General features: G+C 68.3%; 28 protein-coding genes and 1 tRNA gene. 18 read left to right on the top strand and 11 right to left on the bottom strand.

The features are described 5' to 3' along the window. Positions 1 to 44 precede the first annotated feature (44 nt). The 8 genes from G3T14_RS17715 (at position 45) to G3T14_RS17680 (ending at position 6,205) form a co-directional block, all read left to right on the top strand. Positions 45 to 1,328, top strand: a complete 1,284-nt coding sequence (locus tag G3T14_RS17715; protein ID WP_163643861.1) for a beta-ketoacyl-ACP synthase — start codon at positions 45 to 47, stop codon at positions 1,326 to 1,328. Between the two features lie 11 nt (positions 1,329 to 1,339). Then, entirely contained in the window at positions 1,340 to 2,110 is a 771-nt protein-coding gene (locus tag G3T14_RS17710) for an SDR family NAD(P)-dependent oxidoreductase (protein ID WP_163643860.1), read from the top strand. Positions 2,111 to 2,118: 8 nt separating this feature from the next. Then, on the top strand, positions 2,119 to 2,403 hold the full coding sequence (locus G3T14_RS17705) for an SH3 domain-containing protein (protein ID WP_163643859.1): 285 nt from the start codon (positions 2,119 to 2,121) through the stop codon (positions 2,401 to 2,403). A gap of 159 nt (positions 2,404 to 2,562) precedes the next feature. Then, positions 2,563 to 2,916, top strand: coding sequence for a hypothetical protein (locus G3T14_RS17700; RefSeq protein ID WP_163643858.1), 354 nt, complete (start codon positions 2,563 to 2,565; stop codon positions 2,914 to 2,916). Next, entirely contained in the window at positions 2,903 to 3,250 is a 348-nt protein-coding gene (locus G3T14_RS17695; protein WP_163643857.1) for a type II toxin-antitoxin system PemK/MazF family toxin, read from the top strand. The genes G3T14_RS17700 and G3T14_RS17695 overlap by 14 nt, the downstream gene beginning before the upstream one ends. 40 nt (positions 3,251 to 3,290) lie before the next feature. Beyond that, positions 3,291 to 4,313, top strand: coding sequence for a zinc-binding dehydrogenase (locus tag G3T14_RS17690; RefSeq protein ID WP_163643856.1), 1,023 nt, complete (start codon positions 3,291 to 3,293; stop codon positions 4,311 to 4,313). A 129-nt stretch (positions 4,314 to 4,442) separates the two neighbouring features. Then, a complete protein-coding gene (locus G3T14_RS17685) occupies positions 4,443 to 5,459 on the top strand; it encodes a lipid A biosynthesis lauroyl acyltransferase (protein ID WP_163643855.1) in 1,017 nt (338 codons plus the stop codon). After that, positions 5,456 to 6,205 (top strand): DUF1223 domain-containing protein, encoded by a 750-nt coding sequence (locus G3T14_RS17680; protein WP_204262919.1) that lies wholly within the window; start codon positions 5,456 to 5,458, stop codon positions 6,203 to 6,205. The genes G3T14_RS17685 and G3T14_RS17680 overlap by 4 nt, the downstream gene beginning before the upstream one ends. Positions 6,206 to 6,433: 228 nt before the next feature. Here the strand turns inward: G3T14_RS17680 and G3T14_RS17675 are convergent, their stop codons facing one another. The 3 genes from G3T14_RS17675 to G3T14_RS17665 all read right to left on the bottom strand — a co-directional run bounded on the left by G3T14_RS17675 (position 6,434) and on the right by G3T14_RS17665 (position 9,777). Beyond that, positions 6,434 to 7,699 (bottom strand): aminopeptidase, encoded by a 1,266-nt coding sequence (locus tag G3T14_RS17675; protein ID WP_163643854.1) that lies wholly within the window; start codon positions 7,697 to 7,699, stop codon positions 6,434 to 6,436. A 79-nt stretch (positions 7,700 to 7,778) separates the two neighbouring features. Continuing rightward, on the bottom strand, positions 7,779 to 8,072 hold the full coding sequence (locus G3T14_RS17670) for a DUF2218 domain-containing protein (RefSeq protein WP_163643853.1): 294 nt from the start codon (positions 8,070 to 8,072) through the stop codon (positions 7,779 to 7,781). A 259-nt stretch (positions 8,073 to 8,331) separates the two neighbouring features. Further along, positions 8,332 to 9,777, bottom strand: a complete 1,446-nt coding sequence (locus G3T14_RS17665; protein WP_163643852.1) for an FAD-binding oxidoreductase — start codon at positions 9,775 to 9,777, stop codon at positions 8,332 to 8,334. Between the two features lie 159 nt (positions 9,778 to 9,936). Here G3T14_RS17665 and G3T14_RS17660 point away from each other — a divergent pair, with 159 nt between their 5' ends. The 3 genes from G3T14_RS17660 to G3T14_RS17650 all read left to right on the top strand — a co-directional run bounded on the left by G3T14_RS17660 (position 9,937) and on the right by G3T14_RS17650 (position 11,310). Continuing rightward, complete coding sequence (locus tag G3T14_RS17660; RefSeq protein ID WP_163643851.1) at positions 9,937 to 10,635, top strand: fumarylacetoacetate hydrolase family protein; 699 nt, start codon at positions 9,937 to 9,939, stop codon at positions 10,633 to 10,635. A gap of 2 nt (positions 10,636 to 10,637) precedes the next feature. Next, on the top strand, positions 10,638 to 11,108 hold the full coding sequence (locus tag G3T14_RS17655) for an NUDIX domain-containing protein (protein ID WP_163643850.1): 471 nt from the start codon (positions 10,638 to 10,640) through the stop codon (positions 11,106 to 11,108). Between the two features lie 127 nt (positions 11,109 to 11,235). After that, a tRNA-Gly gene (locus G3T14_RS17650) sits at positions 11,236 to 11,310 on the top strand. Positions 11,311 to 11,592: 282 nt separating this feature from the next. Here the strand turns inward: G3T14_RS17650 and G3T14_RS17645 are convergent. The 4 genes from G3T14_RS17645 to G3T14_RS17630 all read right to left on the bottom strand — a co-directional run bounded on the left by G3T14_RS17645 (position 11,593) and on the right by G3T14_RS17630 (position 13,347). Further along, positions 11,593 to 12,105: a hypothetical protein gene (locus tag G3T14_RS17645; protein ID WP_163643849.1), complete on the bottom strand. Its 513-nt coding sequence runs from the start codon at positions 12,103 to 12,105 to the stop codon at positions 11,593 to 11,595. Positions 12,106 to 12,273: 168 nt separating this feature from the next. Beyond that, on the bottom strand, positions 12,274 to 12,492 hold the full coding sequence (locus G3T14_RS17640) for a hypothetical protein (protein WP_246733407.1): 219 nt from the start codon (positions 12,490 to 12,492) through the stop codon (positions 12,274 to 12,276). A 172-nt stretch (positions 12,493 to 12,664) separates the two neighbouring features. Beyond that, positions 12,665 to 13,123 carry a hypothetical protein gene (locus G3T14_RS17635; RefSeq protein WP_163643847.1) on the bottom strand — a complete coding sequence of 153 codons (459 nt, stop codon included), beginning with the start codon at positions 13,121 to 13,123 and terminating at the stop codon, positions 12,665 to 12,667. A 29-nt stretch (positions 13,124 to 13,152) separates the two neighbouring features. After that, positions 13,153 to 13,347 (bottom strand): hypothetical protein, encoded by a 195-nt coding sequence (locus G3T14_RS17630; RefSeq protein WP_163643846.1) that lies wholly within the window; start codon positions 13,345 to 13,347, stop codon positions 13,153 to 13,155. A gap of 62 nt (positions 13,348 to 13,409) precedes the next feature. Here G3T14_RS17630 and G3T14_RS17625 point away from each other — a divergent pair, with 62 nt between their 5' ends. After that, complete coding sequence (locus G3T14_RS17625) at positions 13,410 to 13,706, top strand: hypothetical protein (RefSeq protein ID WP_163643845.1); 297 nt, start codon at positions 13,410 to 13,412, stop codon at positions 13,704 to 13,706. A gap of 256 nt (positions 13,707 to 13,962) precedes the next feature. Here G3T14_RS17625 and G3T14_RS17620 read toward each other — a convergent pair whose 3' ends face one another. Next, positions 13,963 to 14,187: a hypothetical protein gene (locus G3T14_RS17620; protein ID WP_163643844.1), complete on the bottom strand. Its 225-nt coding sequence runs from the start codon at positions 14,185 to 14,187 to the stop codon at positions 13,963 to 13,965. Continuing rightward, complete coding sequence (locus tag G3T14_RS17615) at positions 14,184 to 14,510, bottom strand: hypothetical protein (RefSeq protein ID WP_163643843.1); 327 nt, start codon at positions 14,508 to 14,510, stop codon at positions 14,184 to 14,186. Before G3T14_RS17615 ends, G3T14_RS17620 begins: the two co-directional genes overlap by 4 nt. Before the next feature lie 466 nt (positions 14,511 to 14,976). Between G3T14_RS17615 and G3T14_RS17610 the strand changes: the two genes are divergently transcribed. The 6 genes from G3T14_RS17610 to G3T14_RS17585 are packed head-to-tail and all read left to right on the top strand — an operon-like array spanning position 14,977 to position 18,656. Beyond that, positions 14,977 to 16,587, top strand: a complete 1,611-nt coding sequence (locus tag G3T14_RS17610) for an AAA family ATPase (RefSeq protein ID WP_163643842.1) — start codon at positions 14,977 to 14,979, stop codon at positions 16,585 to 16,587. Positions 16,588 to 16,598: 11 nt separating this feature from the next. Beyond that, on the top strand, positions 16,599 to 16,838 hold the full coding sequence (locus tag G3T14_RS17605) for a hypothetical protein (protein WP_163643841.1): 240 nt from the start codon (positions 16,599 to 16,601) through the stop codon (positions 16,836 to 16,838). Beyond that, a complete protein-coding gene (locus G3T14_RS17600; RefSeq protein ID WP_163643840.1) occupies positions 16,835 to 17,488 on the top strand; it encodes a hypothetical protein in 654 nt (217 codons plus the stop codon). The genes G3T14_RS17605 and G3T14_RS17600 overlap by 4 nt, the downstream gene beginning before the upstream one ends. Next, on the top strand, positions 17,488 to 17,880 hold the full coding sequence (locus tag G3T14_RS17595; RefSeq protein WP_163643839.1) for a hypothetical protein: 393 nt from the start codon (positions 17,488 to 17,490) through the stop codon (positions 17,878 to 17,880). Before G3T14_RS17600 ends, G3T14_RS17595 begins: the two co-directional genes overlap by 1 nt. Positions 17,881 to 17,931: 51 nt before the next feature. Then, complete coding sequence (locus G3T14_RS17590; protein WP_163643838.1) at positions 17,932 to 18,339, top strand: hypothetical protein; 408 nt, start codon at positions 17,932 to 17,934, stop codon at positions 18,337 to 18,339. Beyond that, a complete protein-coding gene (locus G3T14_RS17585) occupies positions 18,336 to 18,656 on the top strand; it encodes a hypothetical protein (protein WP_246733406.1) in 321 nt (106 codons plus the stop codon). Before G3T14_RS17590 ends, G3T14_RS17585 begins: the two co-directional genes overlap by 4 nt. A gap of 116 nt (positions 18,657 to 18,772) precedes the next feature. On the opposite strand, the gene G3T14_RS17580 is transcribed toward G3T14_RS17585, so the two are convergent. Both G3T14_RS17580 and G3T14_RS17575 read right to left on the bottom strand, forming a co-directional pair. Beyond that, positions 18,773 to 19,315: a phage antirepressor KilAC domain-containing protein gene (locus G3T14_RS17580; protein WP_163643837.1), complete on the bottom strand. Its 543-nt coding sequence runs from the start codon at positions 19,313 to 19,315 to the stop codon at positions 18,773 to 18,775. A 188-nt stretch (positions 19,316 to 19,503) separates the two neighbouring features. Next, positions 19,504 to 19,797 (bottom strand): hypothetical protein, encoded by a 294-nt coding sequence (locus tag G3T14_RS17575; protein ID WP_163643836.1) that lies wholly within the window; start codon positions 19,795 to 19,797, stop codon positions 19,504 to 19,506. Positions 19,798 to 20,026 lie beyond the last annotated feature (229 nt).

Here is a 20,026-nt window from a genome sequence, read left to right as displayed (position 1 = left end):
GGCCTGCCTTTCCGGGCGCACTGCGAATGGCGTAAGACGGCGCGATGACGAAGCAATTTCCCCGCGATGCGAAGGGCCGGCCGCTGGTGGCAGTGACGGGTCTCGGCATCGTCACCTCGCTCGGCCAGGGGCAGGCCGACAATTGGGCCGCGCTCACCGCCGGGCGCTCGGGCATCCATACCATCCGGCGCTTCCCCACCGAGGGCCTGCGCACCCGCATCGCCGGCACCGTCGACTTCCTCGACACCGATCCGCTGGTGGCTCCTGCCCTGTCGCAGCGCTTCGCCGAGGAAGCCGCCGAGGAGGCGATCGCCCAGGCCGGCATCGGAGCGGCCGGCGACTTTCCCGGCGCTCTCTTCATCGCCGTGCCGCCGGTGGAGATGGAATGGCCGCAGCGTCAGGCACTGGCCGAAGCCTCGGGCCAGACCGGGCCCGTCACCTACACCGACCTTCAGCGCGCCGCGGCGAGCCGGCGCTTCGATGCCTGGCACGACCTGTTCATCTTCGGCTCCGTGGCCGACCATATCGCCGAACGCTTCGGCACCAAGGGCTCGCCGATCTCGCTGTCCACCGCCTGCTCGTCGGGGGCCACCGCGATCCAGCTCGGCGTCGAGGCGATCCGGCGCGGCGAGGTCCAGGCGGCTCTGTGCATCGGCACCGATGGCTCGGTGAACCCGGAATCGCTGATCCGGTTCTCATTGCTCTCCGCGCTGTCGACGCAGAACGATCCGCCGGAGGGCGCCTCGAAACCGTTCTCGAAAAACCGCGACGGCTTCGTGATGGGTGAGGGCGCCGGCGCCCTGGTGCTCGAAGATGCCGAGGCCGCGCACGCGCGGGGGGCGACAATTCTCGGCTATGTGCTCGGCTGCGGCGAGAAGGGCGATGGCTTCCACCGCACCCGGTCGAGCCCGGACGGGGCGCCGGGCATCGCGGCGATTCGGGCGGCTCTCGACGATGCGAGTCTGAGCCCCGAGGCCATCGACACCATCAACGCCCACGGCACCTCGACGCCGGAGAACGACAAGATGGAGGCGATGGGTTGCGCCGCCGTATTCGGCGAGCGGATCGGCCGCCTGCCGATCTCCTCCAACAAGTCGATGATCGGCCACACCCTCACGGCGGCGGGCGCCATTGAGGCGGTGATCTCGCTCCTGACGATCGCGCATGGGCGCATCCCGCCCACGATCAATTACCTCGTGCCGGACCCGGCGATTCCCCTCGACGTGGTGGCGAGCGCCCGCGACATGAGCGTCGGCCGCGTGCTGTCGAACTCGTTCGGCTTCGGTGGCCAGAACACCTGCCTGGTGCTCGGGGACGAGCCGGCATGATGCCATTAGGCATGAACTCCCCGACCGAGCCGACTAAGCGCGTCCTCGTCACCGGCGGGGCCTCTGGGCTCGGCGCGGCCATCGTCAGGGCGCTCGCGGCGGCCGGGCACGACGTCTCCTTCACCTACCGCTCGTCGGGGGAGGCGGCCGACCGCCTCGTCGCGGAATTGGGCCAAGCCCATCCCACCCGGACGATCACCGCCCACGCCCTTGATCTGGCCGACCGCGACGCCCTGGACGCCTTCTGCGAGGCCATCGAGGGCGAGAGCTTCCACGGCCTCGTCCACAATGCCGGCCAATCCTACGATGTGCTGGCGGCGATGCTGGCGCAGGACAAGGCCGAGGCCGCCATGCAGGTGAACTTCTGGTCGCTGACCCGGCTCGCCAAATCCCTGGTGCGCGGGATGACCCGCGCACGCGCGGGCCGCATCGTTGCCATCGGCTCGGTGGCGGCCCTCCAGGCCAATCCGGGCAACGCGGCCTATGCCGCCACCAAGGGCGCCCTGATCGCCTATTGCCGCACCTTGGCCATCGAATCGGCCAAGCGCGGGGTCACGGTGAACGTCATCGCGCCGGGCTTCATCGATACCGACATGATGGCGCCTTATGCCGCGCATCGCGCCGGCATGGAGCGCCAGATCCCCGCCGGACGCTTCGCCAAGCCCGACGAGGTCGCCGCGCTGGCAGCCTTCCTGATGGGCGAGGGCGCCGCCTACATCACCGGTGCGGTGCTGCCGGTGGATGGCGGACTCACCGCGATGATGGGCATCCACCGCTCCTGAGACCGTCGATGCTGTTCCGCATTGCAGTTGCCTGCGCGCTCGCCGCGATCCTGACGGCGAGCCCGGCCCGAGCGGCGGAGGCCTTCCGCGTGAATGGTCTGCCGCGGGGCGAGACCCTGAGCATCCGCGACACGCCGGAGGCCGGAGCGGCGGCGCTCGGTCAGGTTCCCGAAGGAGCCCGCATCCGTGGCTTCGGCTGCACCAGCGACACACCGAGCGGCCTGACCTGGTGCCGCGTGAAATCAGGCCCCATCGTCGGTTGGGCCCGGCGGCGCTACCTTGCTCCGGAATGAGCCGGGTTGATGCACGCGCGCACGGTTCGTACCATCTGATACCAAGGTTCGGTGAGGGCCGGTCATCGCGACTAGGCCATGGCAGCGGGCAACGAGCCTACGCCGAGGCTCACGGGTTCTGCCCCCTGTAGATTGGTATGATCGAGAGGATGCGGCTCTATGGCGACCATGATCATCCGTGACGATGCACTCTGGGCGCGCCACATCGAAGGCGACGCGGCGCTGGCGCAGCGGATCCGAGCGCTGCCTGCGGACGACGCCATTGTCCTGCGCATCGAAGGACGACCGATCCGATTCCGCAAGATGAGGGATGGACGCGACGGACGCCCCACCGACGGCGTCAGGCCCGACCCCGACTTCGCAGAATTTTGGCGGGCTTTGCAGCGACGCCGCGGCACCATGGTCACTATCGAGCCCGAAACCGGTGCGATCGATCCGTATCTGCTGTCCCTGATGGCGACGCTGACCGAGTGGAACAGCCCGGAGGATGCCGCAGCCTATGACGGGCTTTGAGCGCTTCGAGGTCCTGACTGCGCTTTTCCCGTTCGTGGACGTGCCGGTGCGAAAACCCCGCCCGGTTCTGGTCATGTCTACGGGCGCTTTCAATACGCTCCACGGTCACGTCATCGTCGCCATGATCACGACGGGGGCCGAGAGCCAGTGGCCCAGCGACTCTGTCATCCTCGATCTCGCGGCTGCAGGGCTGAAGCACCGGTCCGTCATCCGTTGGAAGGTCTTCACGCTTCCGATCTCGGCAATCGGGCGGCGGATCGGCACACTTGCGCACGGCGATCGTCTCGCGTTTGAAGCTGCTTGTAGAACGACGCTATCCGGAGGCGCCGGCTGACTCTGCGCGTCCCGAACCGGCAAGAGGAAAAGTCGACCTGATGCAAGCCCTCCAACTCTTCGGTGACCGTGACCTGCGCGTCAGCGACGTCGCGGCCCCGGCGGCCCCCGGCCCCGGCGAGGTCCAGATCCGCGTGCGCGCAGTGGGCCTCAACTTCATCGACGTCTGGGGCTTTCGCGGGATGGCGTTCGCCAAGCGCAAGCTTCCGCTCACGGTGGGCGCGGAGGCCTCCGGCGAGATCGCCTGCATCGGCGAAGGCGTCGAGGGCCTGAGCGAAGGCGACCGCGTGGCGCTCTACGGAGCCCAGACCTGCGGCCACTGCAAGGCCTGCGTGGAGGGCCGCGACAACCTCTGCGAGAACGTCGCCGGCGTGATGGGATTCCATATCGACGGGTTCGCGCGAGAGTTGGTCAACATGCCGGCCCGCCTCGTGGTGAAGGTGCCTGCGGGCGTCAGCTTCACCGATGCGGCCTGTGCGCCGATCGCCTTCGGCACCGTCCAGCACATGCTGTTCGACAATGCCAAGCTCGAGCCCGGCGAGAGCATCCTGGTCCATGCCGGCGGCTCCGGCATCGGCACGGCGGCGATCAAGATGGCGAAAGCCATCGGCTGCACCGTGTTCACCACGGTGGGCGACGATACCAAGGGCGAGAAGGCCAAGGCCCTGGGCGCCGATCACGTGATCAACTACCGCGACGAGCGCTTCGAGGGCGAGGTCCGCCGGCTGACCAAGCGCAAGGGCGTCGACGTGGTGTTCGAGCACGTCGGTCCCGACACTTGGAACGGTTCGCTGCTCTGCCTTAAACGCGGTGGACGCCTCGTCACCTGCGGTTCGACCTCGGGCGTTTCGACGACGATGAACCTGATGCAGCTGTTCCAGCAGCAATATCGCATCACCGGCTCGTTCGGCTGCGCCATCGCCAATATCCGCCAATCCCTGGCCAAGATGGCGGACGGGTTGACGCCGGTGGTGGATACGGTGCTGCCGCTGGCCGAGTTCGCGCAGGGGCTGGAGCGGCTCGAATCCCGCAAGGTGTTCGGCAAGATCCTGGTCACGCTCTGATCGCATCCGCAGAGCCCCGCGTGGGGCGACCCGCTGCGGGAATCCCGGCATGGGTGCTCTTGTCGAATAAAATGCTCTAAGCGGAGGACGATTCGCGTCGTCGGGACGCGCCGCCGCACGGGAATCGTCTTGCTTCGCCTCGCCTTGGTCTTGAAACGCAACCTGCCCCGGCTCGCCGGGCTGGCGATGATTCCGCTGATCCGGAGCCTGTTCTGGCTGGCACGGATGCTCGGTACGGAGCGAGCGAGTCGGATCGGCGGCTGGCTTGCCAGAACGGTGGGACCGTTCCTGCCGGCCCATCGCACGGCGATGGCGAACCTGCGCGCCGCGTTCCCCGAGCGCGACGCGGCAGCGATCCGCGCCATCGCGGGCGACGCCTGGGACAATCTCGGGCGCACCGGTGCCGAATACGCCCACCTGCACACGCTGTTCGACCACGACCCCGCCGATCCGGCGACCCAGCGCATGGCGGTGGAGGGCGAGAGCCACTTCGCGGACCTGCGCGACGACGGCAAGCCCGGGCTGATCTTCTCCGCCCATCTCGCCAATTGGGAATTGCCGGCGATCTGCGCCGCACGGTACGGCCTCGACGCCACCGCGATCTTCCGTCCGCCCAACGATCCGGCCACCGCAAGCCTCGTGCAGGAGGTGCGCCGGGAGACCATGGGGGGTCTGGCCGCCGCGGGGCAGGGTGCGGTCTTCGCCATGCAGGGCGTGGTGGAGCGTGGCGGGCATCTCGGCCAGCTCATCGACCAGCACTTCACCCGCGGCGTGGTGGTCGAGTTCTTCGGGCGCCCGGTGCTGGTCAATCCGCTGATGGGCAAGCTCGCCCGGCATTACGAATGCCCGGTTCACGGGGTGCGGGTGGTGCGCCAGCCGGACGCGCATTTCCGGCTCGAACTGACCCCGCCCCTCGATCTGCCGCGCGATGCCGAGGGCGCCATCGACGTCCAGGGCGCCATGCAGGCGATGACGCGCGTGGTGGAAGCCTGGGTCCGCGAAAATCCCGGCCAATGGCTGTGGATGCACCGCCGCTGGCGCCCCGCCATGCTGCCCAAGCCCAAACCGGCCGCGAACACCAAGCCGGCGGATCGAGGCAACGTGACTTCCCCGCCGCCCGAACACGCGGTCTCATCAGCGCCATGACGCCGCGATCGCTCCGCTCCTGCCTGCGTCTCCTGCTCGCCGGCATACCGATGGCCGCCATGACGCCCGCCTGGGCCGCCGAAGGGGCCCAGGTCGTCATCGAGCTGTTCACCAGCCAGGGCTGCGCCTCGTGCCCGCCAGCCTCGCAGGTGCTCTCGGAGTTTGCCAAGAAGCCCGGCATCATCGCGCTGACCTTCCCGGTGACCTACTGGGACTATCTCGGCTGGAAGGACGATCTCGGCCTGCCGGCCTTCACCGATCGACAGCGTGCCTACGCGAACCTGCGCGGCGTGCGGCAGCTGTTCACGCCGCAGGCGATCGTCAACGGCGAACCGTCGATGGTCCGGTCAGACCGCGATTCCCTCGATCGCAACGTCCGCAACGCCCGCAAGGCCGGTGCCTTCCCGGTGCAGGTCCGCAGTACCGAGCAGGGCGACCGAATCGCCATCGAAATCGACGCCGCCTCCGGTCCGGAGACGCAAGGGGAAGTCTGGCTCCTGCCCGTCCTGCACAAGCGCACCGTGGCCATCGGGCAGGGCGAGAACAAGGGACAGGTGATCGAGTACATCAACGTGGTGCGCGGATTGCAGCGGGTCGGCAGCTGGGCCGGCCGCGCCGCCCGCTACGACATCCCCCGCTCCACTGCGCGCGTCGGCGAGGCCGACACCTACGTCGTGGTGCTGCAAGGCGGCAGCAAGAACCATCCGGCGCGCATCCTCGGCGCCGCCGCCGCACCGGGTTTCTAGTAGATCGTCACCGCCACCGCGTAGGCCGGAAAACTCACACGGTCGCAACGGGATCGGACAGTGCGCGAAGGTTTTTCACGACCTTAGATTTCCACGGCAACCGAACTCAGAGCTCAGCTGAGCAATTTGGCGCAAGCCTCTGGTGTGGCAAGCGTTTAATCCGATCGGTTCGGTGTCGCCCCCCGTATCCCGAGCTGCCGAGAAACGGGAGACGATTAGGGCTCGTCGTCAGTCGACCCACTCGCCCGCCCGCATCACCGGGATCGCCCGGCCTTCGGCGGTAAGGCCATCCACGTCGATCTCGGCGGAGCCGATCATCCAGTCGATGTGGATGAGGCTGCGGTTGGCGCCGCGCGCGGAAAGGTCGGCTTCGCTGAACTGCGCACCACCCTCGCGAAAACACTTGCTGTAGGCTTGGCCGAGCGCGATGTGGCTCGCCGCGTTCTCGTCGTAGAGCGTGTTGTAGAACAGGAGCCCCGAGGTCGAGATCGCCGAGGAAGCCGGCACCAGGGCGACTTCGCCGAGCCGACGCGCGCCTTCATCGGTCTCGATCACCTTGGCGAGAACGTCGCCTCCGGTACGGGCCGTGGCTTCGACGATGCGTCCCTCCTCGAAGCGCACCTGGATGCCCTCGATCAGGGTGCCTTGGTAGGAAAGCGGCTTGGTGCTGGTGACGGTGCCGTCGACCCGGTCCTTGTGGGGTGTCGTGAACACCTCCTCGGTGGGAATGTTGGCGTTGCAGGTGATACCGTTGCGCGAGACCGAGGCGCCGCCACACCATTCATGGTCGTCGGCGAGGCCCACGGTGAGGTCGGTGCCCGGACCGACGAAGCGCAGGGCGGCGAAGCGGTGCCCGTTGAGGATGTCCATGCGCGCGTGGAGCGCGGCATTGTGGTCCTCCCAAGCCGCCAGCGGATCGGGTCCGTCGACGCGCGAGGCCGCGAAGATCGCGTCCCAGAGCCGTGACAGCGCCTCGTCCTCGGGCAGGCCGGGAAACACGCTGCGTGCCCACGGCTTTGTCGCGGCCGAGACGATGGTCCAGTTAGTGGCAAAGTTCGCGATGAGTTCGAGGGCCGGAACGTAGGCCTTTGAGCGGGCGCGGTTGGCGCGCGCCACCTTGGCCGTGTCCTGTCCGGCGAGCAGCGCCGGGTCGTCGCCCGAAATGGCGAGGCGGGCGGCGCCGTTGCGGTAGGCGTCGGCCATGCCGCTGTAGAGCCAGCCAGCGGCCGTATCGAAGGCGGCATCCGAGCCATGCGCGAAACGCGCCAGGGTCGCGGCATCGTCCGAGAAGAAGGTCGTGACCAGCGAGGCACCGGCCTTGTAGGCCTCGACCGTGATCGCGCGCACCAACGGCACTGTCTCCAGCGGCGCCGTGATGACGAGCTCCTGACCGGGCTTCAGTCCGAGGCCGACCTTGACCGCGACCTCTGCGAGGCGCTCCAGGCGCTGCGCGTGGGACGCGGACGATTCTCCGGTCTGAGCCTGCGTGTCCATTCCCTGGTCTCCCTCGATCCTGGCCGGAGCGTCTTCGCTCTCAGATCAGGGCCTCAAGATCAGGTCTCGATACGTCAGGTCAAGCGGCACGCGACCAGGTGATCTCGCCGAGATTCTCCCGGAAGGCGAAGCGGAGCAGGTGATCGGACACCACGTTCTCGAGCCGGGTGAGGGCGGCGGGATCGGGGGTGGCGACCCGCATCAGCAATGCGTCGGCCTCGGCCTCGAAGGTGCAGACACGGTCTTCACCGAACGGCACGGTACCGGAATCATCGGTGGCTTCCACCGGGAACTTGTGGCTCCAGTGCCGGCAGAGCTGCTTCAAGTAGCGGCTCGCCTCGGCGGTCGGGACTCTCGCCTGTGAGGTCGGCATCGGATCGTCTCCTTCGAGGCCCGCAGAGCAGGCGGAATGCATTCGCGGCAGCAGCGCTCGGGTCTTCGAAAGAGAAGCCTGCGAGGCTTAACGCCGGGCTAACCCGCCGCACTGCACCCACACATTCTTCCAGCTTGCGAGCCGATTTATGGCGCGTTGCGTCACATACACTGCAAGGATTTGGTGCGACGCACAATACCAATGGCGAGCGGTCTGCGGCGGTTCCACCAGAATGGGCCGCCTGCGCTGAAACACCGCGTCAGCCAGCGGCGTCGGGCGCTGCGTGCGTTCCAGGCAAAACCTTGCCAGGGTTCAGAATATCGTGCGGATCGAGAGCGGCTTTCAGGCGCCGCATCAGGTCGAGCCCCACCGGATCGCCGTAGTGCCCGAGCTCGTCGCGTTTGATGAGCCCGATGCCGTGCTCAGCGGCGATGGAGCCGTCGAGATCGCTGACGATATCGTGGACGATGCGGTTGAAGCGGCCCCATTCCGCCAGGAAGGCGGCCTTGTCCATGCCCACCGGCTGGCTCAGGTTGAAGTGGATGTTGCCGTCACCGTAATGCCCGAAGGCGCAGACACGCAGGCCCGGCATCGCCGCTTCGCAGGCGGCCGTCGCCCGTTCGAGAAAGTCCGGAAGCCGCCCCAAAGGCACCGAGACGTCATGCTTGATCGAACCGCCCTCGCGACGCTGTACCTCCGACAGGTTTTCGCGCAGCGCCCAGAGCGCGCGGTTCTGCGCCTCGCTCGCCCCGAGGGTGGCATCCTCGACCAGCCCGGCTTCGACCGCATCGGCCAGAGCCGCCTCCATCTCGGCAACGGCATTCGCTCCCGGCCGCGTCGTCGATATCTCGACGAGGGCGTAGCTGCCGTGGTCGCCGGCGAGCGGCTTCTGCGCGCCGACGGCATGCCGCAGCACGATCTCCAGGCCGAAGGGCGGGATGACCTCGAAGGCGGTGAGATCGGCGCCGGCCGCGCGGCGCAGATCCGCGAACAGGGTCAGCGCCGCGCGCGGGGAAGCGAGGCCGACGAAGCCGACGGCCCGCGAGAGAGGCTTGGGAAACAGCTTCAGCACGGCCGCCGTGATGATCCCGAGCGTCCCCTCGGAGCCGACGAACAGGTGCTTGAGGTCATAGCCCGCATTGTCCTTGCGCAGGGCTTTCAGCCCGTTCCAGACCCGGCCATCGGCGAGCACCACTTCGAGGCCGAGCACGAGGTCGCGGGCATTGCCATAGGCGAGCACCGCCGTCCCGCCGGCATTGGTCGCGAGATTGCCGCCGATCCGGCATGAGCCTTCCGAGGCGAGCGAGAGCGGAAACAGCATGCCGTGCGCGTCCGCCGCCGCCTGGACGTCGCTCAAGGTGACGCCGGCCTCGACGGTGATCGTCGCCCCGGTGGCATCGACGGCGCGCACGGCGGCGAGCCGCGTCAGCGACAGCACGATCCCGCCCTCGGGCACGCCGCCACCGACGAGCCCGGTATTGCCGCCCTGCGCCACCACTGGAATCCCGGCCTCGGCACAGGCGCGCACCACGAAGGCGACCTCCTGCGTATCGGCCGGCCGCACCACGGCGAGTGCCTGCCCCCGATAGAGACCGCGTGTCTCGACGAGATGAGGGGCGAGATCGTCCTGCGCCGTCAGCACATGCGCGGTCCCGAGACGGGCCGTGAGGGCGGCGAGCAGGTCGGGCGCTTCGGTCTCGGGCATCGGGCTCAAACCCCTCGGGCACCAGCGGGATGGCGTGGCGGTGCTCGGCTCCTATGATAGGGAAGGGGGGCTTATGATAGGAGAGGGGCAGCGGTCTTTGCAGGTCGAGTGACGACCGGTCGCGACCCGCCGTTCCTCACAACCGGAGACGCCGACCCGATGCTGTCCGTGATCCCGAACCCGGCCCGCATCGCTCTGCCCATCATGGGCACGAGCGATTTCTTCCCCGTCCGGCGGGTCTATTGCGTGGGACGCAACTATGCCGCCCATGCCCGCGAGATGGGCAAGGACCCCGACCGCGAGCCGCCGTTCTTCTTCATGAAACCCGCCGATGCGCTCCAGATCGCGCCCGGTCAGGCGGTGATCGACCATCCCTATCCGCCGCAGACCGAGAACTACCATTTCGAGGTGGAGATGGTGGCGGCGCTGGCGCTGGGCGGCCGCGACATTCCGGAAGCCTCGGCGCTCGACCACGTCTACGGCTATGCGGTCGGCCTCGACATGACCCGGCGCGACGTTCAGGACGAAGCCAAGCGCCTGGCTCGGCCGTGGGATCTGGCCAAGGCGGCCGACGCCTCGGCCCCCATCGGCCCGCTCTATCCGGCCGCGTCGATCGGGCATCCGACCCACGGTGCGATCACCCTCGACGTTGACGGGACGGAGCGCCAGCGCGGCGACCTGTCCGACATGCTGTGGTCGCTGCCCGAGCAGATCGCGCATCTGTCGCGCTATTTCGAGCTGTATCCGGGCGATCTCGTCTTCACCGGGACACCGTCGGGCGTCGGCGCGGTGACGCGCGGGCAGACCATGGTGGCCGCCATCGCGGGGCTCGGCGACATCCGCCTGCACGTGGTCTGACGATGCTGCTCGACCGGCCGCTGGTGCGGCGCCTGTTCCATCTCGGCGCCCTGGCGACGCGCGGCATGACGCTGGGGGTGCGCGGTGCGGCCATCGACGGACAGAGCCGCGTCTGCCTCGTGCGCCACACCTACGTGGCCGGCTGGCACCTGCCGGGCGGCGGCGTCGAAGCCGGCGAGACCGCCCCGGAGGCGATGGCCCGCGAGTTTCGCGAAGAGGCCGGGATCATGCTCGATCCCGACCGGCCGCTGCGGCTCCACGGTTTCTACCACAACCGGGCCGCGGCCGGCCGTGACCACGTCGCACTCTACGTGGCGCCAGCCTTCACGGTTCCGGAGCCCAAGGCACCCGACCGCGAGATCGCCGAATGCGGCTTCTTCCCCCTCGACGCCCTACCCGAGGCGACGACGCGGGCCACCCGCACACGCTTGGCCGAAATCCGTGACGAACTCGCACCGGCGGTGCACTGGTAGGTGGATCCGGCAAAACACGCCGGCTATCGGAAACGGCCATTCGGCGCTTGCAACACCCGGCGGAATGGTGTTTAGAGACGCCGTCCGGGGCCGCCGGCGGGTCTTCCCTCCAGCGGCGCGGTTGTGAGCGGGTGTAGCTCAGGGGTAGAGCACAACCTTGCCAAGGTTGGGGTCGAGGGTTCGAATCCCTTCGCCCGCTCCAATTTCACGGACGAATTAGAACGCGATTACAGCGCGTTAGCAGAGGCCACCTTCGGGTGGCCTTTTGCGTTTCAGAGGCTTTGGGTTGGAAACTGGGTTGGAAACGTGCCGAAACCCCGCTCGGGAGGGTCCCGGCAGGGTGGTCGGCGACGGGCGGTCCCGATTGAAGCGGGACCGCGATTTCGTCGCAGGGGGACGGTCGCACCCGCCCTGGTCAGTTCCAAGCGCCGTGGGATTCGCGGAGCCGGGGGAAACGCGCGGCCTCATCTGCGGGATCGCGCGTTCAGTGAACCTCGATCCTCCCGGCTTCCCAGTTCGCGCTCACCGTCTTCGAGAAGACGTCGCGGGTGGTGGTGTCGCCGGCGGCCGGGCGATCGACGCACAGGGCGACGGTGAGGGCCAAACCGGGGACGGGCAGACGCTTGTCGACGAACAGGTACTTCAGCACCTTGGCCGTCTCCTCGTCCGGCACCCGGAGCGTGTACTCGTCCTCTCGCGGGGTGGTGGCCTTCACCACGAGGTGGTGGTGCTGGAATTCCGCCTCGCCCTTCAGCAGCATCGCCCGGTTCTGCATGATCGTGTCCGGAGCATCCCAAACGGCATGGACGACCTTGCCGTACTTGAGGATCGTCAGGATGAAGGCGATCACGTCCACCTTGCCGCCCGGCTTGAGCTTCTCGTTTGAGATCCAGTTCTGGCTCATCAGGTCAGCTTGCGCGATGCGCAGCGGCGTGAGGACGTACTGGAGCTCGTCGAGCTTGTTGGCGATCGACTTCTTGAAGGAGCTTTGTGACATAATCTTTTTTCCCGCCGGCACTGCACCGGTGGGCTATTCATGTAACCGCAGAACCTTGCACGAACCTTAGCGGCCCAAGCAGATAATTCATCGCATCACGACTTTTCTTTGCGCCGCCGCCGATCTGCTATGGTTCGCTTGCGGTCAATACGTTCGCTAAACTTGTAATCATCCGTGCCGTGCAGCCTCACGGGCCCGGCGCTCGGGTCCAAGCTTCCTCGCCAGGTCGGCCGGCCTCGATGCCCGCACGAACCCGCGGGAGACCTGCCCGGACAGGGTGGCCATCTCCTGCAGGGCATCCCCGAGCGCGCGGCGCAGGGCGTCCCTCGCGTCGCCGTCGGCGGCCTCAAGGTAGGCGGCTTCCATCTCGTCCACGAGGACCTCCATCGATTCGCACATGAGAACGAATGGAGAACAAATCAGCGCGGGAGTCGATCCCCGCCGGGGGCGATTTCGGGGTGAGGCGCGCCGTTGCCCCACGCGATCGCCAGGCCGACTGTGGTCCCCAGCGGGACGGAAAGGACGACCCAGATGATGGCGACCTGCCATGCCCCGTGGGTCACGATGGGTCCGTCCATTCGAAGCCCCATCCTGGCGTTCCATCGTCGGTTGGTATCGACACGATGTCGTCCGCCGTCAGAAGTATCCTCGGAGACGGAAAGCTTTGAGCGACAAGCGTCACCGGTCTGGCAGGATCGTTGAGCATCGGATCTTGTAGGTCGGCGCGCACGGTCGCGAGCAGAAATGCCTGACGGTGCCGGATCTCGTCAGGCGTTAGGCCATGCCAGTGCTCGCCGTCGAAGGTGGTCTTGCGCCGGAGGATGTTGGGCGCCTCGACGAACGCGTTCAGCCCGAGAAGGGTCGACCGCTCCATCCAACCGCCGCGAAGGCCATCCATGAAGGCGTCGGTCATTCGGGTACCGTCGGGCGTATCGGGATTCGCGAGCAGGTCCTCCAATCCATCGAGGCGCTCTCCCGGCAGCGGTCTGGCCTTCTCCTTCATCTCCGCCTGCATCACGGCAAAGCGCTCTTCCCATCCCGGCTTCATCATCTTCCGCTCCTCCCGACGCGCCGCCGGTCGTTGCGGGCCTCGCGATCGACGGCGTGCGCGATCCACGTGGCGAGCGCCGTCCGGATGGGGATCTCCCGCTCGGCCGGGCCGTCCCCGGGGCGCTCGGCGATGATCCGCTCGACGTCGCGGTAGGCCCCGAGGGCGAGCTCGTCTATCGTGCGCCTCTTCATGTTCGTGCCTCCGCATCCGCCCGGGGTTGTCCCGGATCGGTGACCGGCTCAGAGTCCCGCGCATGCCCGACGACGACGAGTACGACCCCGCCGCCCTGAGCGTCCTCGCCAGGATGGAGCCGCCCCGGCGCCGGCCGACCGCCCACATCGAGGGCCTCTACCTGGTCGAGGACGGCCCCGGATCGAGCACGCGACTTGAGCTCGTCGTGCAGGTTCTCGTCGGGCTGGAGCGGTCGACCGTCATCGTCGCCGACCCGATCACCGGGAGGGCCCTGGCCAACGAGGTCGTTCCCCACGGGAGCGAGCCCGGGGCCGCGGCCGCCGCGGTGGAGGCGGCCGTCCGGGAGTGGCTGCCCTGATCGGGCGGCCTTCACGGTCAGGATCGCCCGATCGAGGGCAGCGTCTGCCTCACGCACCATCGCATCCGGATCCCCGCCCTCGGCGATGATCTCGGCGCGGAGCTCGTCGCCCGACATCGACAGGATGTCCTCGATGATGAGGTCGTCAGCGCGTCGAGGAACGCCTCCGCCCGGCAGGGAAGGGCCAGCGGCCAGTTCTGAAAGGTCTCGACGATGAATGGCTTCTGCCCGAACAGGGGCGCCATGTGCTTCCCGCTCACGCCCGGCCCTCCGAGAGAAGTCCGCGGGCGACCAGCACCGTGTAGACGCCCCCGGCGATCTGGGTGGCGTTCAGGCCGTCGCGGCGTCCCTGCACGAGGACGTCCTGGATAATGCTCCAGGGCGTCTCGGGCACCGGCGGGAACCAGCGCGGAGCCTTGGGGAACCGCTTGTGGAGCGGCGCCCGGATGTGCTTGGGGATGACCTCGCGGGGGAGGATCATGCCGCCTTCTCCTCGACCTCGACCGTGCGGCGGAGGGACTCCTCCCGCTTGATCTCGATCTCGATGCCGTCGATCTCGACGCCGAGCTTCGCGAGTTCTCCGTCGCACTGGTCGACCCGGCGGAGGATCTCGTCCCGCGTGGCCTTCCGCAGGGCCTCCAGCATCGGCTCGTCGACCACGTAGCCGAACACGGTCACCCGATGATGGGCGAACCCGTACGGGACGTAGACGTCGTCCTGCAGCCCGACATCAACGTACGCGACGACGAGCTTCCGGCGCTGGTCGACCAGGTCCTTCGCCCTGCTAACCTCGGAGAGCTTCATCCCATTTCCCCCCTGCGAATCCGGACAGAACAGCAGGGTGCCACATCGCGACGATTCGCACTGGACGGTGACGACGGCTTGAGGCAGCCGCTGAGTCGGTGGTCCCCCTGGCGGATGCGGGCCCCGTCGCGGGCGCGGGTTTTCTACAGCATGATCGGCACCCCGAAATGCGTGCTATCGCGAACATTTCAGGCCGAAACCGTTGAAATGCGCGCTATGGCACACATTCTGAGAGGGCTTGCGTTGCCTTTACTGGATCAGCCCAGGGGTTTTTAAACCAAGGTCCCACCGACACCTTCCGGCCGTCTTCACAGAAGGCGGCCGCATGTGCATTGTACGGATTCCACCGGAGCCGACCGCCGCCATGACTGCTCGCTCGATAGAGAAACGCACGACCGCCGTCGCCTGAGCCCCGCGCTCGGCGCCCTTCGCGCGTCCCGTTTCCAATCCCTGCGAGATTTCCCCGATGTCCGACAATCCCACCCGCTGGGCGCGCCGCGCCGCGCGCATCGTCACGTATTCCGACAGCCTGGAGCGCCACGAGACCGCCCTGCGCGGCCGGGACCGCGCCGTCGTCCCCTCGATCGAGGACATCCTCGTCGGGTATCCATGGGCGCACGGCGACGCGTTCCAGGATGCGAGGGCGTGGGCCGAGGCGATCGAAGGGCGCCTCGCTCAGGGCTTCCCCGACGACGTGCTCAAGGCGCTCCGGTCCTTCCAGTACGACCCGAGGATCGACACCGCACTCGACCTGGAGAGCGTCGCGCTGGAGAGGGCCACCGAAGGGTACCGCCCGCCGTTCCGCTCGTTTGAGATCCTCGACGAACTTCGGGACGTCGCGGATCGGGCATGCCTGTACGGGGCCGAATTCGGCGACCCGAGCGCCACCGCACGCGCCGTCGCCCTCTGCGTCGAGACGCTCCACGAGTACGGCTCGACCGTCCTCAGCGACCCGATTCCATTCCGCGAGATCGGCGTGACGATGATGGACCTGGCGAGCCGGATCTGTCGGGAGCCCGACGCCGTCGCCTATAGCGAGACCGACGTCGACCGCGGCTTCGTCGCCGAGCGGCACGCTCAGAAGCTCGCGGCCCGGACGCTGCTTGAACGGATCGCGAGCACCGTCACGCCGCCGGAACCGCTGGAGCGGCCGACGGCGGTGGTTCCAGCGGCTCCGGGGCTCGACATGTCGTGGCTCGCGGACCTCCCCCTCGGACAGGCCGCGGAGGCTCCCTCTATCCTCGTCCTGCCGGCCGCTGCCGATGGCAAGAAGCCGAAGGGACAGGCCGGCACGATCGCGGGCCGTCGGCTGCCGTGCGTCCCGATGCCGGACCTGGAGGATCTCGGGCGCCGGCTCGTCGAGCGGTCGCCATGGGCCGAGGCCGCCATAGCGCGGATCGTCGGCATGATGCTAGGACGGCCCTACGCGGCCGTGCCGAACCTGCTCCTCGTCGGGCCGCCCGGCGGGGGCAAGACCACGCTCGCGCGGGACCTTGCCACGGCGCTCGGCGTGCCCTCGCTCGTCTACGCCTGCTCGTCGGCCTCGGACAGTTCGTTCGGCGGAACGGCCGCGCAGTGGTCGACGGCGCGGCCGAGCGTCATGGCGCAGCTGGCGATCACCAGCGGCAGCGGAAACGGGATCGTCGTCCTCGATGAAGTCGACAAGGCACCGGCCGCGGGCGGGCATAATGGCAGCCTGCGCGAGGTCCTGCTCGGGCTGGCGGAGCCGTCGACGAGGCGGTCGTACTGGGACATCGGGCTTGAGTGCGCGGTGGATCTCAGCGGGATCTCGCTCGTCGCGACGGCCAACGGCACCGAATCGCTACGCGGGCCCCTGCTCGACCGATTTGTGGCGGTCGAGGTCGGCACGCCGCGTCGGCGGGACCTGCCGATCGTCGTGCGCGGGATCCTCGACGATCTCCGCGCCGACATCAGCGATCCGAGATGGATCCCGGACCTGGACGGGAGCGAGATTGACGCCCTCGCGGGCGCATGGCGGGGAGGGTCGATCAGGCCTCTCAGGCGCGCTGTCGAGCGGATCGTCGCCCTGCGGTCCAGCCCGCGCCTGGCGCACTGAGGGAGGCCGCCATGTCGCTCTCCCAGCTCCGCCTGCTCCGCGACCGCGTGGAGGGACAGGTCACCGACGGCGCGGTCGAGCCCACGCTCGGCCAAGGCGTCTACGGCTACCTCGCCGCCCTGCTGCGTCTCGCCGAGGACGGCGACCGCGACCCCGTCCTCGCCCTGCGCGAGTCCCGATCCGCCGCGGGATTCCTCGCGTCGATCCCCCGCCTGCCCCCCGCCCGCACCCGCACCTGGAGCCCGTCATGACGTCCCGAGAACGCCGCGCGGCGCGCGAGCTCACCGACTTCCTTACCCGCCTGTTCGGGCCCGATGCGACGATCTCCGTCGATCCTATGCCGGCGCGCCCGCAGCATCCCGAGCGCGTCGAACTGGAGGCGACGGTCAAGCGGGCGGCCGCGCTGCCGGCCGATCTCGATAAGCGAACGCGTCGCCGGGACACGCCTGAGGGCACCGCGCTCGCCGTGGAGATCGCCGAGCGGTACGTGGCGATCCGCTCGGCCCGGTACGCGCTGCCTTCGGGTCTCGTCCCTACGACGTGCTCGCTCGTCTCCGAGGGCCTGGAGCGGGACTATGCGAACCTGTTCCCGGAGGGGACGCTGCAGGTCGACACCCCGTGGCTCGAACTGGCGCGCGCGGCGGCCGAGACGTTCGCCGGTCATAGGGTCCTCGACGGCGTGAAGTCGTCGCAGGTGAAGAGCAAGTTTGCTGAATTGCGCTGGTACACGGAGGGGCTGCCCGAGGAGACGGGCGACGAGGTTGCCGCCATCATCGATGCGGCCAGCTGCCTCTCGACCGTCATCTGCGAGACCTGCGGCGGCCCCGGGGCATACAGGAAGGGCGGGTGGGTCAAGATCGCCTGCGACGTCTGCGATGCGGCCAAGCGGAGGAAGCTGTGATGCGCGCCCTCATCCTCGCCACCGCCCTGCTCGGGGCGGGCCCTTGCCTCGCCGGCTCGATCCCCACGGATCGCCTGTGGGCGGTCGCCGTCCACGACGACGTCGACGGCCGCCTGTTCGTCGATGGCACGCTCTACGTCCGCCGCGTCGGCGACGGCCACCGCTTCCGCCTGGAGTGCAAGATCTCGGGGCCGGCGGCAGGTACGGATTCGCGTACCTCGGTATGGGGGAGCGCGACGGTCGCCGGCGACGTCGTCATCGGCCGCGTCGAGGGCGGCGAGGACAAGCTGCAGCTGCCGGGCAGGGTGTTCACGCTGCGCCTCCGGGACGACGGCGGCACGTGGGCGAGCAACATCCCCGGGTGCCCGCAGCAGGTGGCGATCTCGCCCTGATTTGTAGGTGGCATGCCCCGGGGCGAAGGTGCCCTCAGAAGGAGAAATACCGTGCGCCTGAGAGATCTCACACCGAACGAACGCGCCGCCGTCGAGGAGCGCCGGCAGGCCGTGCGCGAGGAGCTGGCTCGGATCGATGCCCCTTGGAAGCCGACGCCGGAACAGGTCGACGCCGCCCCCTTCCTCGATGATTTCGAAGTCAGGCATGACGGCCTCTTCGGGCTGTGCTGGGGCCACCCCTGGCAGGGGAACGTCTTTCTGACGACCACGCCGATCGTCCATAGCGGCGAGGGGTGGGCGCTGTCGGAGAACACCCTGTTCATCCTCGGCGGCGCCCGCCCGGCGGCCGAGGAACGCCTCGACAAGGTGCTGTCCGGCCGACGGGGCCGGGGCCGACCGATCGTCGATTTCAACGCGCCGGTCCCCGAGGCCGACGCGGACGAGGCGTTCAAGCCATGATGCGCGCCATCCTAATCCTCGCGGTCCTCGCCACGCCGGCGCTCGCGGACCCGCCTCGGCCGGCCCCGGGGCTGTACTGCCCCGTCGGCGAGGTGGCCATGCCCGTCAGCGTTCGGCCCGACGGCGGCATGGGAATCGACGGGCTCGATTGCCGGTCGATCGTCCTCGCCGGCGGGCGGGCCCGGTCTGCCGCCTGCTACGCGAACGGCGGCTCCGTCGTGGACCTCGATGTCGACCTTGTGCTGCAGCCGGACGGGACCCTGCTCCACGATGGCGTCACGTTCCGGCTCAACCCCGGTCGGCCGCCTTGCCCCTAGGCGGAGGAAGCCAAACGACCGATGGTACCCATTCCTTGCGCTGGCGATCCAGCCACGAAAAAGGCCCCCTGGCGCGGTGCCGAGGGCCTGGGTTAGGCAGGGGATTCCAACCGGTTCTAAAGGTCGAACTCGCCGGCTGCCCGGCGGCGGTCGCGCTCCCGCTGCTGCATCTCGGCCCTGAGGATGAATAACCCTCGGGGCAGGACGACCACCATCGACCGGATGCCGACGCTGCCGTCCGGACGCTTGTACGGGACGGCCTTTTGGTCGAGCTCGTCCCTGTTGATCCGCGTCTGGAAGGCGACCTCGGGGCGACCGGTCCGGCAGTAGATCCACGGCTCGTCCCCGGCTTGGTCGCGCATGTGCTCGAAGAGCGCCGACGGCGGCACGCCGATGAGCTTCGCCGCGTCGGTGATGCACACGGCCTCACCGGTCTCGACGATCTCAGCGTAGGCCTCGACGATCGGCTCTTGGTTCTCGATGACGGCGGTCGCGCAGGTGAGGTCGATGCCGAGCGCACGGTTCTCTTCCTGAAGCCGCATCGTCTGCTCAGCGAAGTCCCCAAGTAGCTGGCGGAGGATGGTCGGATCCTGCAGCAGGTTCAGAGGATCGACCGGCGCGACGCCGAACGATCTAGTCTTCCGGATCTCCGGCAGCACGGTTCCGGTCACCCCCGCCTGCGGGGCGAAGCCGATGCATGCCTTCACAATGTCTGGGGGAAGGCGCATGCCGGCTCCGGAAGGTCGGGATTCGGTCGATGCCCCCGACGGAACGGGGCGGCAGCCTGACGGGGGGACGCGGGGAAATCGCCTCGGCGCCGAGGGCATCGTCCGCTCAGGAAACCGCTTCATCCTGCAACGGACAACCCGCGTGCGGACCCAAGGTCCGCATGCTCAGCCCCAGGCCTAGTCGCTCCGGCATCATGCCGGCGTGGGGCCATGGACGGCCGGAACCGGGTCTTGGATGGCTCGACATCGAGACCGCTGGCCTCGGCGAACGAGTGCAGGAGCCGGCTGCTCGGCTGCAGGTCGCCGTTCATGAACTTCTGGAATGTCCCAAGGCGGATCGACGGCCAACGCTGATAGAGGTCCTGGTGGTCGTAACCCTGCTCGCGGATGTGCTCTCGGATCGTCTCCGCCAAGTCAGAGCACCACCGACGGTATGAATCTGTCCGATGGGGCGTGACGACGCTACGCTGCAACTCCGACCCCCGCCAGAAATCCGAATCGTTGCTGTGTGCAACTTGCCAGGAGGGTCCAGGCAGGAGTTAACAGGTGCAAGCGAAATCGCGCGGTGCGATCTTCTTCCCTTCCACCTAGAGCCGTGTCCGGTTGGGTTGAGTCAGGGGGTATCGGGCGGGCGGCGGATCT

Source organism: Methylobacterium sp. BTF04 (genome assembly GCF_010692745.1).
GTDB lineage: Bacteria > Pseudomonadota > Alphaproteobacteria > Rhizobiales > Beijerinckiaceae > Methylobacterium.
This window is presented reverse-complemented; position numbering and strand designations above follow the sequence as displayed.